This is a genomic window from Novosphingobium resinovorum (assembly GCF_036352595.1).
Taxonomy (GTDB): domain Bacteria; phylum Pseudomonadota; class Alphaproteobacteria; order Sphingomonadales; family Sphingomonadaceae; genus Novosphingobium; species Novosphingobium resinovorum_B.
The window spans coordinates 24,091-39,995 of sequence record NZ_JAZFAX010000038.1 but is presented as its reverse complement, the minus strand read 5'-3'; the positions used below and the strand labels follow the sequence as shown (position 1 = coordinate 39,995).

The 15,905-nt window shown below is 68.5% G+C and carries 16 protein-coding genes; 7 read left to right on the top strand and 9 right to left on the bottom strand.

The features are described from left to right. Positions 1-212 precede the first annotated feature (212 nt). Positions 213-803 carry a hypothetical protein gene (locus V2S85_RS23315; RefSeq protein ID WP_330705193.1) on the top strand — a complete coding sequence of 197 codons (591 nt, stop codon included), beginning with the start codon at positions 213-215 and terminating at the stop codon, positions 801-803. A 21-nt stretch (positions 804-824) separates the two neighbouring features. Here V2S85_RS23315 and V2S85_RS23310 read toward each other — a convergent pair whose 3' ends face one another. From V2S85_RS23310 to V2S85_RS23290, 5 genes are all read right to left on the bottom strand, one after another. Continuing rightward, positions 825-1,271, bottom strand: a complete 447-nt coding sequence (locus tag V2S85_RS23310; RefSeq protein WP_330705192.1) for a septal ring lytic transglycosylase RlpA family protein — start codon at positions 1,269-1,271, stop codon at positions 825-827. Between the two features lie 155 nt (positions 1,272-1,426). After that, positions 1,427-2,644, bottom strand: coding sequence for an argininosuccinate synthase (locus V2S85_RS23305; RefSeq protein ID WP_330705191.1), 1,218 nt, complete (start codon positions 2,642-2,644; stop codon positions 1,427-1,429). A gap of 75 nt (positions 2,645-2,719) precedes the next feature. Further along, complete coding sequence (locus V2S85_RS23300; protein WP_330705190.1) at positions 2,720-3,967, bottom strand: class I SAM-dependent methyltransferase; 1,248 nt, start codon at positions 3,965-3,967, stop codon at positions 2,720-2,722. Between the two features lie 64 nt (positions 3,968-4,031). Beyond that, positions 4,032-4,799 (bottom strand): SDR family oxidoreductase, encoded by a 768-nt coding sequence (locus tag V2S85_RS23295; protein ID WP_330705189.1) that lies wholly within the window; start codon positions 4,797-4,799, stop codon positions 4,032-4,034. Positions 4,800-5,068: 269 nt separating this feature from the next. Beyond that, positions 5,069-5,395, bottom strand: a complete 327-nt coding sequence (locus V2S85_RS23290) for a glycine zipper 2TM domain-containing protein (RefSeq protein ID WP_330705188.1) — start codon at positions 5,393-5,395, stop codon at positions 5,069-5,071. A 265-nt stretch (positions 5,396-5,660) separates the two neighbouring features. Here V2S85_RS23290 and V2S85_RS23285 point away from each other — a divergent pair, with 265 nt between their 5' ends. Beyond that, positions 5,661-6,794, top strand: coding sequence for a nucleoside hydrolase (locus V2S85_RS23285; protein WP_330705187.1), 1,134 nt, complete (start codon positions 5,661-5,663; stop codon positions 6,792-6,794). A gap of 85 nt (positions 6,795-6,879) precedes the next feature. On the opposite strand, the gene V2S85_RS23280 is transcribed toward V2S85_RS23285, so the two are convergent. After that, positions 6,880-7,290, bottom strand: coding sequence for a glycine zipper 2TM domain-containing protein (locus V2S85_RS23280; RefSeq protein ID WP_330705186.1), 411 nt, complete (start codon positions 7,288-7,290; stop codon positions 6,880-6,882). A gap of 153 nt (positions 7,291-7,443) precedes the next feature. Between V2S85_RS23280 and V2S85_RS23275 the strand changes: the two genes are divergently transcribed. Then, positions 7,444-8,283: a PhzF family phenazine biosynthesis protein gene (locus V2S85_RS23275; RefSeq protein WP_330705185.1), complete on the top strand. Its 840-nt coding sequence runs from the start codon at positions 7,444-7,446 to the stop codon at positions 8,281-8,283. Between the two features lie 41 nt (positions 8,284-8,324). Here the strand turns inward: V2S85_RS23275 and V2S85_RS23270 are convergent, their stop codons facing one another. Further along, entirely contained in the window at positions 8,325-8,840 is a 516-nt protein-coding gene (locus V2S85_RS23270) for a nitroreductase/quinone reductase family protein (RefSeq protein ID WP_330705184.1), read from the bottom strand. Positions 8,841-8,957: 117 nt separating this feature from the next. Continuing rightward, positions 8,958-9,563: a TetR/AcrR family transcriptional regulator gene (locus tag V2S85_RS23265; protein WP_330705183.1), complete on the bottom strand. Its 606-nt coding sequence runs from the start codon at positions 9,561-9,563 to the stop codon at positions 8,958-8,960. Between the two features lie 65 nt (positions 9,564-9,628). On the opposite strand from V2S85_RS23265, the gene V2S85_RS23260 reads away from it, so the two are divergent. The 4 genes from V2S85_RS23260 to V2S85_RS23245 all read left to right on the top strand — a co-directional run bounded on the left by V2S85_RS23260 (position 9,629) and on the right by V2S85_RS23245 (position 14,557). Beyond that, positions 9,629-11,095 (top strand): efflux transporter outer membrane subunit, encoded by a 1,467-nt coding sequence (locus tag V2S85_RS23260; RefSeq protein WP_330705182.1) that lies wholly within the window; start codon positions 9,629-9,631, stop codon positions 11,093-11,095. Continuing rightward, on the top strand, positions 11,088-12,215 hold the full coding sequence (locus V2S85_RS23255; RefSeq protein WP_330705181.1) for an HlyD family efflux transporter periplasmic adaptor subunit: 1,128 nt from the start codon (positions 11,088-11,090) through the stop codon (positions 12,213-12,215). The genes V2S85_RS23260 and V2S85_RS23255 overlap by 8 nt, the downstream gene beginning before the upstream one ends. Next, the gene (locus tag V2S85_RS23250; RefSeq protein WP_330705180.1) at positions 12,215-13,777 is read left to right on the top strand and encodes a DHA2 family efflux MFS transporter permease subunit; all 1,563 of its coding nucleotides are present in this window, start codon (positions 12,215-12,217) and stop codon (positions 13,775-13,777) included. The genes V2S85_RS23255 and V2S85_RS23250 overlap by 1 nt, the downstream gene beginning before the upstream one ends. A 162-nt stretch (positions 13,778-13,939) precedes the next feature. Continuing rightward, entirely contained in the window at positions 13,940-14,557 is a 618-nt protein-coding gene (locus V2S85_RS23245; RefSeq protein WP_330705179.1) for a DUF938 domain-containing protein, read from the top strand. Here V2S85_RS23245 and V2S85_RS23240 read toward each other — a convergent pair. Continuing rightward, positions 14,544-15,869: an MATE family efflux transporter gene (locus tag V2S85_RS23240; protein ID WP_330705178.1), complete on the bottom strand. Its 1,326-nt coding sequence runs from the start codon at positions 15,867-15,869 to the stop codon at positions 14,544-14,546. The two genes, V2S85_RS23245 and V2S85_RS23240, sit on opposite strands and share 14 nt — an antisense overlap. Between the last annotated feature and the right edge of the window lie 36 nt (positions 15,870-15,905).

Genomic DNA, 15,905 nt, shown 5'->3' with positions numbered 1-15,905 from the left:
TATCGCTCCGTCACCGGAACCGCCCGTCTCAGCGGCAAATCGGCCCTCGTAGCTATCCGCGAACTCGTCGACGGCAGGTTCGTGGTCGCCTGATCAGAGCCCAATTGCTGACCCCGTGAGCAATTACGCTGCTGGCGCATCTGGCGCGGCTGGATGCGGCGTCGGGGCCAGTATCGGGAGAGGAGGATAGCGGCGCGGAGCGGTTCGACGAGGTGCTGGCGCTCGTCGCCGGGGCGGATGCGGGGTCGCATCTGTCCGGCCTTGCGGGGCCGGTCGCGGAGGTGTCGCTGCCGCCGGAGCGGGAGCACTATGTCGGCCTCGGGGGTGAGGCGGACTTCGTTGCGGCGCGGGAGGCGTGGCTTGACGAAGTGGACGCGATCGACGCTGCGGCCGGGTATGTGCAGCCTGAGGACGATGAGGAGTCGGTGGTCGCGGGTGTCGAGGCGCCGGACTATCCGCCTTCGCCCCGGCGCGCGGGCTTCGTGCGGGCGCGGGCGGCGCAGTGGGATGGCTGGCGGGCGCATGCCTTCGCCTGTGTCGACGCGGCGCTGGGGTTCTCGGGGAGTGAGGGGGCGATGGAGTACAAGTCGCTGGATGCGGCGGGGTTGGGGGTTCCGGCCTTGGTCTCTCAGGACCGTGTAAACCGTGTAAACCTCACGGCTCGTCGATCGCGGGGCACGAATCGACAAAACCTTGCCGCTGGCGGGAACGAATGGGGGGCTTCGCTGTTATCGAGTGTGAAGGCCGGCGCGGCGCTTCCCCCACCCCCTCCCAGCTGCGCCGGCCGACCCTTTTCCCTTTGAAAATCAGGTCGGCAGCGCTGGTCAGTTGCCGAGGACGGCCAGTTCCACCTTGCCGCTGCCCATGCGGGTGATGCCGAGTTCGTCGGCGGCGGCGTCGGACAGGTCGATCACGCGGTTGCCGTGGAAGGGGCCGCGATCGTTGATGGTGACGACGACCATTTCGCCGTTGGCCGGGTTGGTGACCTGCACCTGCGTGCCGAAGGGCAGGGTGCGGTGAGCGGCGGTCAGCTCGTCGGGCGCGTAACGCTCGCCGCTGGCGGTGCGGGCGCCCTTGAGGTGGCGGCCGTAGAAGCTGGCGATGCCGCCTGCGATCGGGGTGACCTCGATCTCGTCGGCAGGTGCCGTGAGGGCGGCGGGAACTTCTGCGGCGGCGACGGCGTTGACGCCAGCGACAGGAGCAAGAACAACCGGGGCTTCAGCCTGAGCGGGGCCTGCGAAGGGCAGGATGACGGCGGCGCAAAGCGCCATCAGGCTGGTCGATCGAACTTGCAAAACTTACCCCGCTTCGTCGTTGACGATGGCGGGAGTCCTACCTGTGCGGTTTCCCGAAGGCCATATAGGCAAAAGCGGCCCGTCGCGCTTTGGCAACGGGCCGCCTGATGCGGTTAAGCTGTCAGCAAGGTTTACTTGCCCTGCTGGGCCAGCAGCCTGAGGCGCAGGGCGTTGAGCTTGATGAAGCCTGCTGCGTCCTTCTGGTCGTAGGCGCCGGCATCGTCCTCGAAGGTGACGTGGCGTTCGGAGTAGAGCGAATCGGGGCTCTTGCGGCCGACGACCGAGGCCGAGCCCTTGTAGAGCTTGAGGCGCACGGTGCCGTTGACGCGGGCCTGCGAGTGGTCGATCGCGGCCTGCAGCATCTCGCGTTCGGGGGCGAACCAGAAGCCGTTGTAGATGAGCTCGGCGTACTTCGGCATCAGCTCGTCCTTGAGGTGAGCGGCGCCGCGATCGAGCGTGATCTGCTCGATGCCACGGTGGGCGCGGGCGTAGATCTCGCCGCCGGGCGTCTCGTACATGCCGCGCGACTTCATGCCGACGAAGCGGTTCTCGACGAGGTCGAGGCGGCCGATGCCGTGCTTGCGGCCCAGTTCGTTGAGCTGGGTGAGGAGGGTGGCCGGGCTCATCGCCACGCCGTTGAGGGCGACGCCGTCACCCTTCTCGAAGTCGATGGTGATGTATTCGGGCGCATCCGGCGCGTCTTCCGGGTTGACGGTGCGCGAATAGACGTAGTCGGGGGTCTCTTCCCACGGATCTTCCAGCACCTTGCCCTCGGACGAGGTGTGCAGGAGGTTGGCGTCGGTCGAGAAGGGGCTTTCGCCGCGCTTGTCCGTGGGGACGGGGATCTGGTGCTTTTCGGCCCACTGGATTAGGGCGGTGCGGCTGGTCAGGTCCCATTCGCGCCAAGGGGCGATGACCTTGATGTTCGGGTCGAGCGCATAGGCCGAGAGTTCGAAGCGGACCTGGTCGTTGCCCTTGCCGGTGGCGCCGTGGGCGACAGCGTCGGCGCCGGTCTCGTGGGCGATCTCGATCAGGCGCTTGGAGATCAGCGGGCGGGCGATCGAGGTGCCGAGGAGATAGTCGCCTTCGTAGCGGGCATTGGCGCGCATCATCGGGAACACGAAGTCGCGCACGAATTCCTCGCGCAGGTCGTCGATGTAGATGTTCTCGTCCGGCAGGCCCATCAGCTTGGCCTTGGCACGGGCGGGTTCGAGTTCCTCACCCTGGCCGAGGTCGGCGGTGAAGGTCACCACCTCGCAGTTGTAGGTGACCTGGAGCCACTTGAGGATGACGCTGGTGTCGAGGCCGCCGGAATAGGCGAGGACGACCTTCTTGATGCTGTCGGACATGGGCACGGGCTTTCGCGGCATGAGCGGTGGAAGTTTGGGCGCGCGGCTAGCAGGTGCGCCCAAACTTCGCAACGTTTACGCGCCCAGCAGCACTTTCTCTCCTTCCGCGATGTAGTCGCGGGTGAGGGGCAGGGCGTGGCGCGAACGGGTGTACTGGATCTGGTAGTTGCACATGCCGCCGCTCTCGAAGGCGGCGGTCGCGCCGGAGAGGTAGAAGATCCACATGCGGTAGAAGCGCTCGTCGTGCAGCTTGACGATGGCCTCCTTGTTGGCGACGCAGCGCTTGTACCATTCGCGCAGGGTCTTGGCGTAGTGGAGGCGCAGGTTCTCGACGTCGGTGGCGATCAGGCGGACCTTTTCGCTGGCCTCCACCGTCTCGCTCAGCGCCGGGATGTAGCCGCCGGGGAAGATGTACTTGCGGGTGAAGGCGTCGGTCGAGCCGGGCCCGCCCATGCGGCCGATGGTGTGCATCAGCATCACGCCCTCGTCGTCCAGCATCGTCGCGCAGTCGCGGAAGAAGCGGTCGAACTGGGCCTGGCCGACGTGCTCGAACATGCCGACCGAGACGATGCGCTCGAACTTGTCGCCGCGCGCGGCGAGGTCACGGTAGTCGATCAACTCGAAGTCGATGCGACCCGATACGCCCGCTTCCACGGCGCGCTGGCGGGCCAGCACCAGCTGTTCCTCGGAGAGGGTGATGCCCTTGACCGAGACGTCGAAGTGTTTGGCCAGGTAGATCGCCATGCCGCCCCAGCCGCAGCCGATGTCGAGCACTTTCTGGCCCGGCTCGATCGCCAGCTTGGCGGCGATGTGGGCGAGCTTGGCGGTCTGCGCCTGCTCCAGCGTGATGTCGTCACTGGGCCAGTAGGCGCAGGAATACTGCATGTGCTCGATGTCGAGGAACAGGTTGTAGAGGTCGTTGCCCACGTCGTAGTGGTGGGCGATGTTCTTCTTGGCGCTCGCCGCGCGGTTGATGCCGTCGACGAGGGTGACGGCCTTGCCGAGCACCTTCTTGAGCGCGGTCTGTTCCTTCAGTTCGCCGCCCTTGTCCCACCGCGCGTTGGCGCGCAGCAGGTAGACGAGATCCATGATGTCGCCCTGCTCGACTTCGAGCTGACCGTCCATGAAGGCTTCGGCGGCGCCCAGGCGCGGGTCGCGCAGGATGCGGCGTTCGGCGCCCTTGTCGGTCAGGCGGATGCGGACGTGGGGAAAGCCTTCTGCGGGGGTTCCAAAGCGACGGACGGAGCCGTCGGGGCGGGCCAGTTCGAGCACGCCCTGTCGGACGCCGCGCTCGAGGAAGCGGTCAAGTATGCCGAGTGCCATCAGGGGGTCTTGGGGGGGTAAATCCCTATGCGCAAGGGGGCTTGTGATGAGAAATGCACAATCCCTACCCGCGTGCCAGAAACAGGACGTCGCGCGGCTGGGCGGTGAGGTGCTGGCCCGAATCGACATAGAGCGTCTCGCCGCTCGCCAGCCAGCCGTCCGCCAGGAACAGCGCCGCGCCCGCGACGTCCTGCGGCGTGGCGCGGCGGCCCAGCAGGTTCATCCGGTGCGAGACTTCGGCCTCCGCCTCGCTCTGGTCGTGGCTGGCGAGGATGGCACCCGGCGCGATGCCGTAGACGCGGTCCCGCTCGTCACGGCGCGCCATCGACAGCATCGGGATCGTCGCGGCCAGCGCATGCTTGCTCATCGTGTAGGAGAAGAAGTCGGGGTTGGGGTTGAGCAGCTTCTGGTCGGTGACGTGCACCAGCCGCCGGCCGCCCGCCGCGCGGGCATGAGCGAGGAAGGCCTGTCCCAGCCGCGCGGGCGCTGCCGCATTGACGTGCATGGCGGCCTCGAACGTCGCCGGGTCGAGCGCCCCGGCGGTGTCGAGATCGAACACGCCCGCGCAGTTCACCAGCACCCGCCAGTCGGCCAGCCGCTCCGCCAGCGCGGCGATCATCGCCGGGCCCTGGTTCCAGTCATCGAGGTCGCAGGCCACGGTTTCGGCGCTCGGCAGTTCGGCCGCGAGCGCTTCGGCCTGCCGGCGCGAATGGCCGTAATGGATGACGACATGCCAGCCCGCTGCCCCGAACGCCCGCGCGATCGCGGCGCCGATCCGTTTGGCGCCGCCGGTCACCAGCATGGCGGGGCGCATTGCGCTGTCGCCGCTCATCGCCGGCTCATACCGTTCGCGCAAGGTGACGCAGGTTTACACGGTTTACACGGTCCAGAGCGAAAACCCCGCGGCCTTCCGGAAGTGGCCTCCCGGAAGCGGGGCAAGCGGCGTGAAACGCAGGCAAATTGCTGAAACATGGCGGCATTTGAGCATAGCACGGCGGTGTAGGAAAGCCGCTTTGAGCTTTGCGCCGCTTCACCGGACAAACGAAAAGGCGCGCCGCCCGCGGGCGACGCGCCTTTCCCAAGGGACTTGTCGAGGCCCTGTCAGCGGCAGCGCGGACGCGAGCCGCCGCGGTCGATCTCGCGGCCCAGTAGCGCACCGCCGGCAGCGCCGAGGATCGTGCCCGTCGCGCGGTCGCCGCGGGTATCGATCGCACGGCCCGCGAGCGCGCCGGCGACGCCGCCGATCAGCAGGCCGGTGGTGCCGTTCGAGCGCTTGCAGTAGTAACGGCCGTTGTTGCCGCGCCAGTACTTGACGCCGCGGTCGTTGTGGTAGCGGCGATGGTCGCGTGCCTCGGCCGGTGCCGTGAAGGCGATGGTGGCGGGAGCGGCGAATGCCAGCATGGTGGCGGCGAGAATGATTTTACGCATAATGTGTGCCCTCATCGGTGCGTTTGAATGGTGGGGTAACGCCGCTAATCGTTCATTGATCCACAACGTCAGATGAACGTGGGCCGCCCGGGAAAAATGCATGACGAGACGCGCGTGCCGCGCGACGAGCCGAGGGAAATGTTGCTGCGCAGACATGATTTCGGCTTCGTTGCGCGCCAATTTCGGCAACGGGCCCCCGCAGGAATTGCGTTGGCCGAGAGCGCGGCGGACCGATAGAATCAGGCCGCCTGTCCGGAGATCCGCCTTGCCGTCCAAACGTCCCTGCCGTCTCGTCTCGATCCTGTCGCTGCTGCTGGCCGCGCTGCTGTCATCCGCGCCGGCTCTCGCCGCGCCCGCTCCCGCTCCTGTCGCCAAGCGTCTCGTGATCGTCGATCAGGATGCGTTCGAGGGGCCCGGCCTGCAGCCGATCCTGATGCTGCTCCAGGATCCGACCGTCGAGGTGCTCGGCATCACCACCGTCACCGGTGACGGCTGGGCTCCCGAAGAGACCGCCGCGACCTTGCGCATGCTGGAACGGGTGGGGCGCACCGACGTGCCGGTGGTGCAGGGCGCGGTATTCCCGCTGGTCAACAGCAAGCCGGCGACCACCCGCCGCGAGGCGCTGTATGGTGCCTTGCCCTACAAGGGCGCGTGGATGGACGCCTGGCCCGCCTACAACACCATGAAGCGCCGCGAGCCGCATGGCCCCTTCGCGGTTCCGCCGCTGCCCGAGGGCATGCCCCGGGCGAAAGCCCGCGCGGGTTCAGCGGCCGAATTCATGCTGGAGATGACGCGCCGCTTTCCGGGGCAGGTCAGTATCGTCGCGATGGGGCCGCTGACCAACCTCGCTCTGGCCCAGCGGCTCGACGACGGCTTTGCCGGCCGGGTGAAGGAACTGGTCACCGAGGGCGGCAATTTCATCGCCAGCGACATCGACGGTGAGCACGACGAATTCGCGATGCAGACCGCCTTTTCGCCGCGCATGTCGTTCAACCACTTCTTCGATCCCGAGGCGGCGCACATCGTGTTCACCACGAAGTGGCGGCGGCTGGTGCTGGTCACCGGGGATGCCAACGAAGGGATCTTCGGCACCGCGCCCCTGATCGAGAAGGCCGCCGCGAGCGGCCGGCCGGCGGCGCGCTACCTGAAGCAGACCGCGCAGGCGGGCTTCCCGCTGTGGGACGAGGTGCAGGCGGCGGCGTGGCTCGACCCGGCGATCGTCACTCGCAAGGGGCGTCTGGCGATGGACGTCGATCTGATGCCGGGCGCCAACTACGGCGCGCTGCTGGCCTGGCCGGCCGGCAAGGGGCCGGGCCTCGGCGAACAGGACGTGGACGTGGTCTACCGCGTCGACAAGGCGCGGGTGGAGGGCATGTTCGTCGATTTTCTGGGGCGCTGAGCGGCCGTTCCAGCGGTTGACGAATGCAAAGGCGCGCCGCCCTTGGGGGCAGCGCGCCTTCGTCGATCCCGGCCGAGGGTTCAGTTCAGCGGCACTGGATGTCGCCCTTGTCGATCTCGCGGCCCAATGCGCCGCCGAGCACGCCGCCCAGGATCGCGCCGATGGTGCGGTCGCCATTGCCGGCGATCTGATGGCCGGCGAGCGCGCCGACGCCCGCGCCGATCAGCAGGCCGGTGGTGCCGTTGTCGCGCTTGCAGTAATAGCGCCCGTCGTTGCCGCGCCAGATGCGGTCGTTGCGGGTGATGCGGTGCGGCTGGCGATAGCGGCCGCGCGAATCGTAGCGGTTGTCGCGGCGATCGTCACGGCGGTCCCAGCGATCGTTCCGGCCATCCCGGTCGCGATCGTTGCGGTGCGGCGGATCGGCCAGGACCGGTGCCACCGGCACGGCGGTGATGGTGGCGGCGAGCGCGGCCAGCGCCAGCAGCGACTTCTTCATGGTCATTCTCCTGCGATGCATCGAGGCATAATCTTCCACCGCCACTGGACCCGCTTATGACAACCGGCGATGAACCGGCGGCTGGACAGCGGCGGTACGGGGTTACCCTGAGCCGTAACGTTCACAAGTGCAATCGGCTGCAAAGGACAAGCCATGTTTCTCGATCTCGTCGACGTCTTCGGTTCCGGCCCGCTGAGCGGCAATCCGCTCGCGGTGGTGCGCGGAGGGGAGGGCCTGAGCGACGCGCAGATGCTGCGCCTGACGCAGTGGCTGGGCTTTTCGGAGACCACGTTTCTGCTGCCGCCCACCGATCCCGGCGCGGACTATCGCGTGCGCATCTTCTATCCTGCGGGCGAACTGCCTTTCGCCGGCCACCCGACGCTGGGCACCGCGCATGCCTGGCTGGCCGCCGGGGGCACCCCGCGCGAGGCTGGACGCGTGGTGCAGGAATGCGGCATCGGCCTCGTCAAGGTGCGCCAGGAGAGCCAGGAGCGACTGGCCTTCCGCGCGCCGCCGCTGATCCGCTCGGGCCCTCTCGACGCGGCGGACCGGGCCGAGACGTTGCGGCTGACCGGGGCCGACGCGGAGCAGGTCGTAGCGGCGGTCCATGCCGCCAACGGGCCGGGCTGGAAGCTGCTGCACCTCGCCTCGGCGGAGGCGGTGCTGGCGGCCGAGCCGGTGGCGAAGGCGCCTCCCGGCACCGATGTCGCGCTGCTGGGCCCCTGCGCGCCGGGTGGGATGGCGCAGTTCGAACTGCGGGCCTTCGCCGCCGATCCGCAGGGCAAGCTGTTCGAGGATCCGGTGACCGGCAGCCTCAACGCGGCGGTGGCGCAGTATCTTTTCGCGAGCGGGCTGGCGCAGGGACGCTACGTCGCCGCGCAAGGGCGCAAGGTCGGCGCAGACGGCCTCGTCCACTGCACGCAGGACGAAGCGGGCGAGGTCTGGATCGCCGGGCGGGTGGAGACGGTGTCGAGCGGCGGATCGCTGTTCTAGGGTAGCTTCCCCTGCAGGGCGATTGCGGCCGGGTGCCTGTTTCAGAACTGCCGGACGCCGGTGGCGTCCTCGGCCCTGAACACGGGAATCGGCGCGATCGCCTTGAGCATGACCAGCGGGATCACCCTGTCGGTCGCCTCCTGGTAATTCGCGTAGAAGGGGTGGCAGTCGGTCAGGAAGGCCCAGACCTTCTCGCGCTCGGCCCCTTCCGGTTCGCGCCAGGTCGCGCGGAAGGCCTGGGTGGCCACCTGGAAGTCGACCGTCGCGGCTTCGCGGATGTTGAGATACCAGGCGGGGTGATGGTCGGCGCCGCCCTTGGAGGCGCAGATGACGACCTCGCCGCCGATGTCGGCGTAGCACAGCGGCGTGATGAAGACCTTGCCGCTCTTGCGGCCGACATACTTGACCAGGCAATGCGTGGCGAACGATCGCCCGCCGACCGGCGTGATGTCCATGATGTGGCCCTGCGCCCCGCCCGAGGACAAGTACATGTCGCGGTGCTCGACCACCCAGTCCTTGCGCGTGTCGCGGATCGCGGCCGATGTGTCGTCGCTCATGGACTTCTCCTCTCCTCCCGAGCCGAAGGGAAAGGATGGACGAGGCGCGGCGCCGGCGTCCAACCCCGAATGGCGGCGGTGCGGCAGTGATCGCTCGGGCGTTTGCTGGGGACGCGCCTACGCGTCCGGCCAGGCGATGTGCGCGAGCAGGGTGTCCACGAAGTCCTCGTGCTGGCCGGGCCGCACGGGCTCCGGGCGCAGCAGCACGTCGCTGCGGTAGCCGGTGACGGCGGCGACGGTGATCTGGGTCAGCCGCACCGCTTCCTCCCGGTCGAAGCGGGTGGCGAAGAAATCGGTGATCGCGCACCTCAGCTTGACCGGGCCGCGCGTATAGAACGTCTCCTTGACTTCGGGATACCGCTCCCCCTCGCTGGTGACGAGGCGGTACAGCAGCACCGAGTTCTCACGCAGCAGGCAGTCGACGAAGCGCAGGCAGGCGCGGCGCAGCGCCGCCCGTGAAAAGCTCTGCCCGGTCAGCACTTCGTCCACGTCGCGCGCGAAAATCTCGACGTGGAGATCGACGACGGCCGCGAACAGTTCCTCCTTGGAGGCGAAGTGCGCCCACAGCGTCGCCTTCGATCCGCCCACGGCATCGGCGATGCCGGACATCGTCGTCGTCGCGTAACCTTGTTCGAGGAACATGCCCGAGGCGACCCGGACGATATCCGCCCGCTTCCTCGCCTTGTTGATCTCGCGCTTGGAGAGTCCCGTTTTTTCTATCATGGTGTACTCTCCAGTACAGTTTTTTATTGACAGAAACAAGCAGGCAAACGATTTGGCCTTTACCGATGAGTACAAAATTCCCCCCCCGAGTCGCGGCAGCCACGCAGTTCGCCGCCACCATCACCGCCACATTAGCGCTGGCCGGGTGCGGCGTGCCCGATCTGGGGCCGCGCCCTGAACTGCGTCCGCCGCCGAGCCTCGCCAGCGCCGCGTCCATCACCGGTGCCGATGCCCAGTGGCCCCAGCAGCGCTGGTGGACCGCCTATGGCGATCCGCAGCTCGACGGCCTGATCGACGAAGCGCTTAAGGGTTCGCCCGACATCGCCACCGCCGCCGCCCGCATCGCCCAGGCGCAGGGCGCGCTGCAGTCCTCGCGCGCGGCGCTGCTGCCGCAGGTCGGCGCGCAGGGCTCGGCGACGATGGAGAAGCAGAGCTACAACAACGGCACCCCGGCCTCGGCGTTGCCCAAGGGCTGGAAGGACTACGGCGTGCTCGCCGTGTCGGCCGACCTCAACCTCGACATCTGGGGCAAGAACCGCGCGCTGCTCGCCGCCGCGACGTCCGCGACCGAGGCCGCCGTGGCCGACGCGCGCCAGACCGAACTGGTGCTCGCTTCGGAGATCGTCTCTTCCTACTTCGACCTCGGCCGCCTGCTCGAACGGCAGAAGGTGCTCGAAAGCACGCTCGGCGCGCGGGAGAACACCGCCAAGCTGATCGGCCAGCGGGTCGAGACCGGGATCGAGAACCAGAGTTCGTCGCGCCAGTCCAACGCGCTGGCGGCCGAGGCGCGCGGTGCCGTCGCCGCCAACCGCGAGGCGATCGAGAAGCGCCGCCACGCGCTTGCCGCGCTGCTCGGCGCCGGCCCCGACCGCACGCTGACGCTCACCCCGCCGCCGCTCGACACGATCGCGGCGACGCCGGTTCCCGCCGACGCGGGTATCGCGCTGGCCGGGCGGCGTCCCGACATCGTCATGGCGCGCAAGCTGGTGGAGGCCGCCGACAAGGGCGTGTCCTATGCCAGGAAGTCGTTCCTGCCCGACATCTCGCTCAGCGGGTTGATCGGCCTCAGCTCGCTCGGCCTCTCGCACCTGTTCGACGATGGTTCGGACTACGGCAATGGGGGCGGAGCGATCAGCCTGCCGATCTTCCAGGGCGGCAAGCTGGCGGGCCAGTACCGCATGGCGCGCGCGGGCTACGACACGCAGGTCGCCAGCTACAACAAGACCGTGATCGGCGCCCTGCAGGAAGTCGCCGATGCCCTGTCGTCGCGCACTTCCGCCGCCGAGCAGGAGCGCCACGCGATCGATGCCCGGACCGAGGCGAACGCCGCCTACGACCTGGCCTTCCAGCGCTATCGCGGCGGCCTCAATACCTACATCGACGCGCTCGACGTCGAGACCACCGCGCTCAATGCGCGACTGGCCGCCGTCGACGCCCATTTCGCCACCCTCGCCAGCGAAGTCGCGCTCCAGCGCGCGCTGGGCGGTGGTTATGCAGAAGAATCAGCCAAGAAAGCCTCGACCGATGAGTGATGAAACCGCCTCCGCAAGCGTGGTCGATACCAGCAAGCGCAAGAACCTCCTGCTGGGCCTTGGCGGCGCCGTCGTGGTGATCGGCGGCCTGTGGTTCCTCTATGAGGAATTCATCGCCAGCGGTTCGGTCTCGACCGACAATGCCTATGTCGCGGCCGAGAACGCGCAAGTCACGCCGCTGACGTCCGGCCGCGTGATCGAGGTGCTGGTCACCGACACTCAGCCGGTGCGCAAGGGCCAGCTGCTGTTCCGCATCGAGGATGCCGACCAGAAGATCGCCGTGCAGCAGGCCGAGGCCAACCTGGCCATGATGCAGCGCAAGTATGGCCAGTCGATCGCCAACAACGCCGCGCTGGGCGCCGCTGCCGGTGCCAGCGACGCGCAGATCAACACCGCGCGCGCAGGCCTCGCCTCGGCGCAGGCTTCGCTGACCAAGGCGGAGACCGACTACAAGCGCCGCGCCGCGCTGGGCGACAGCGGGGCCGTCTCGGGCGAGGAAATGACCTCGGCCCGCCAGGCCCTCGACAGCGCCCGCGCATCCTACCAGGAAGCGCAGGCCGGCGTCGCGCAGGCGCAGGAAAACGCCCGCAGCGCCCGCCGCCAGGAAGAGGCCGCCGTCGCCCTGACCAAGGGCACCAACCTCCAGACCGCGCCCGAGATCCTGCAGGCGCAGGCACAGCTGGCGCAGGCGAAGCTCGATCTCGAGCGCACCATCGTGCGCGCGCCGATCGACGGCGTCGTCTCCAAGCGCACGATCCAGGTCGGCCAGCGCATCCAGGCCGGTTCGCCGGCGATGGTGGTGGTGCCGGTGGGTGAACTCTACGTCGATGCCAACTTCAAGGAAGACCAGCTCGGCAAGGTCCGCTCGGGCCAGAAGGCGGTGCTGACTTCCGATTTCTACGGCGGCAAGGTCGAATATCACGGCAAGGTCGTCGGTTTCTCGGGCGGCACCGGCGCGGCGTTCTCGCTGATCCCGGCGCAGAACGCGACCGGCAACTGGATCAAGGTGGTGCAGCGCCTGCCGGTGCGCATCCAGCTCGACCCCAGGGAACTCAAGGAGCACCCGCTGCGCGTCGGCCTGTCGATGGAAGCCGAGATCGACCTGACGGACAACGACTGATGGCAGGCGCTGCTCCAGCGGCGGCGGGTGCGGGCTCAGGCGTGGGCGGCGCAAAGCCGCTGACCGGCGCGAAGCTGGTCCTGGCGGGCTTCGTGCTCGCCATGGCCAACTTCATCGTCGTCCTCGACACCACCATCGCCAACGTCTCGGTGCCGCACATCGCGGGCGGCCTCGCCGTCTCGGTGTCGAGCGGCACCTGGGTCATCACCTCCTACGCGGTCGCCGAGGCGATCTGCGTGCCGCTCACCGGCTGGCTGGCCGGGCGCTTCGGCACCTTGCGGGTGTTCATGTTCTCGCTGGTCGGCTTCGGCGTGTTCTCCACGCTGTGCGGGCTTTCGGGCACGCTTTCGGCGCTCGTCCTGTTCCGGTTGGGGCAGGGGCTCTGCGGCGGTCCGCTGATGCCGCTGACGCAGACCCTGCTGCTCAAGATCTTCCCGAAGGAAATGCAGCCAAGGGCGATGGCGATGTGGGCGATGACCGTCGTTACCGCACCGATCGCCGGCCCGATCCTGGGCGGCTACATCTCCGACAACTGGTCGTGGGAGTGGATCTTCTTCATCAACGTGCCGATCGTGGCGCTGATCTTCTTCGGCGTCTGGGTGCTGCTGCGTGACCAGGAGACGCCGACGCAGAAGCTGCCGATCGACAAGGTCGGGCTGGCGCTGCTGGTGATCTTCGTCGGTTCGTTCCAGATGATGCTCGATCTCGGCCGTGACGAGGACTGGTTCTCCTCCACCAAGATCCTCGCGCTGGCCTGCATCGCCGGGGTGTTCTTCATCGCCTTCCTGATCTGGGAACTGACCGAGGAACATCCGATCGTGAACATCTCGGTGTTCCGCTATCGCGGCTTCTCGGCCTCTACCCTGTCGCTGACGATCGCCTTCGGTACGTACTTCGCGTCTATCGTGGTGATCCCCCAGTGGCTGCAGACCTCGATGGGCTACACCGCGACCGAGGCGGGCAAGGCGATGGCCTTCAGCGGCGTGCTGGCGGTCGTGGCGTCGCCGTTCGTGCCCAAGCTGATGCAGAAGTTCGATCCGCGCATGCTCGTCTTCGTCGGCGTGACGTGGATCGGAATCTGCGCGCTCATGCGCATGACCTGGTCGAACGACATCACGTTCTGGACGATCGCCATCCCGCAGTTGCTGCAGGGCGTGGGTGTATCGCTGATGATCGTGCCGCTGACGACCATCAGCCTCAGTTCGGTCAAGCCGCACGAGACGGCGGCGGCGGCCGGCATCGCGAACTTCGGGCGCACGCTGGCGGGCGCGGTGGCGACGGCCATCGTCACGACCATATGGAGCGACATGGGCCGCGAACGCAGCGCGGAACTGGCGGGCGTTCTCAACGGCGCCGACGCCACCGCGCAATCGCTGCAGCAGCAGGGCTACAGCGCCGACCAGGCGAGGGGCATCATCGCCCAGATGGTCGAGAGCCAGGGAACGGCGGTCGCCACCGGCGAACTGTTCGTGATCTGCGCGATCGCCCTGTTCATCGCCGCGACCACCATCTGGCTGGCGCCGCGCCCGCCCAGGAATGCCAAGCCCGCATCCGGGCACTGAGGCCTGCCGACAGCCGGCGCCATCCCCCCCGTTGGCGCCGGCCGCGCCCGGCCGGACGAAAAGCACAGACAGCCCCCCAGTCCCTCGCTTTCGTCCGGCCGGCGCATCCTTTCGTCCCGCATCACCCTTGCGCCGCGCCGGGGGCGGGGCCATGCCTGCTTCATGCAGCAGGACGCATCCTCTCCCGACCACCGGCGGCAGGCGCCCGCCGCCGCCCGCAACCGCGACCCGATCCTTTCGGTGCTGCGCGAAGTGCTGCCGCTTTCCGGGCATGTCCTGGAAGTCGCCAGCGGCACCGGCGAGCATGCGCTGCATTTCGCGGCCGCCTTTCCGGACCTGGTATGGCAACCTAGCGATCCCGATCCCGACGCTCGCGCCTCCATCGCCGCCTGGCGCGAGGATGCCGCTCTGCCCAACCTGCAGGCCCCGCTGGCGCTCGACGCAGCCGGCGAATGGCCGGCCTTGCGGGCGCAGGCGGTGCTCTGCATCAACATGGTCCATATCAGTCCCTGGAGTGCGACCGAAGGGCTGATGGCCGGCGCCGCCGCCGCGCTGGAATCCGGCTATCCGCTGGTGCTCTACGGGCCCTACCGCCGCGAGGGGCATCCGCTGGAGCCGAGCAACGCCGCCTTCGACGAGAGCCTGAAGCGCCGCGATCCGCGATGGGGGCTACGCAGCGTCGAAAGCGTGCGCGCCTGCGCGCTCGACTGCGGGCTGGCGTTCGACCGGCTGGTCGAGATGCCCGCCAACAACCTCGTGCTGGTGTTCAGGAAGCGCTGAAGCCGCGTCGCACCAGGCGCGGAAGCACCAGCGCCTGGCCTACCGCGCGCCCGCCGAACAGGACCGCGAAGGCCGCCCACAAGCCATGGTTGCCGAGCGGCTGGAGCAGGTACAGCAGAGCGAGGTAGGCCGTCATCGCCGCTGCCATCGTCCCCAGCATCGCCCGCGTCCATCCGGCGCCGACGAAGACTCCGTCGAACACGAAGGACGAGACCCCCAGCACCGGCAGCAGTGCAAGCCAGGGGGCATATTCGGCGGTTGCCGCGATCACGGCCGGGTCGGTGCTGAATGCCGCCGCGATTTGCGCGCCGGCCACCGCATAGAGCAGCCCGACGCCCAGCCCGGTCACGCCGCCCCACACCAGCGCCGCGCGCACGGCGGCGATGAAGCGCGCCTTCGCCCGCGCGCCCAATGCCTCGCCGCAGAGCACTTGTGCGCCGCTTTCGAACCCGTCGAGCAGGAGCGTCGCCAGCATGAAGACCTGGAACAGCACGCCGTTCGCCGCCAGCGTGACCGGCCCGGCGCGGGCGCCGACGCGCGCGAACAGCAGGATCGATCCGGTCAGCAGCAACGTACGCACGAACAAGTCGCGGTTGAGCGCAAAGAGCTTCGCCAGTTCGCGCCGCGCCCACGTCCCCCGTCGGCCGAGTGCGGCAAGAGCGTCTCCCGCTGCGCCAGCGCGCAGCACCACGGCGGCCAGCAGGGCGAACTTGAAGGCTTCCGAACTGACGGTGGCCACCGCCACCCCGGCGACGCCCCAGCCGACCACGAGCACCAGCAGCAGGTCGAGCGCGATGTGCACCGCGTTCGCCGCGATCTCCACGACGAGGACGTGGCGCACCTTGCGGCGCCCGATCAGCCAACCCACCAGCACGCAGTTGGCCAGCCAGATCGGCGCGGACCAGTACCGGATCGCGACGTAGCCACGCGCCGCCTCGCGCACCGGTCCCTCGGCGCCCAGGCCGTCGAGCCCGAGCGGGATCGCCAGCGGCATCGCCGCCAGCAGCAGCACGCCGATCCCCAGCGCCACCGCCATCGCGCGCGCCAGCGTCTCGCCGCCGTCCGCGTCGCCGCGGCCGCTGCCCTGCGCGGTGAGCGCCACGGTACTGGTGCGCAGGAAGTTGAAGACGTTGAGCAGGCCGAGCATGAACTTGGCGCCCAGTTCCACCGCGCCTTGCGCCGGCGCATCGCCGAGGCGGCCGATGGCCCACATGTCGGCGAGGCCGAACAGCGCGGTCGCCACGTTGGTCAGCATTGCCGGCAAGGCGATCGCCCAGAGCTGGCGGGCGGAGGAGGGGGAGGATGCTGTCACGATGGCTTGCTCTAGCCAAGCGAATCGAACCGGGCA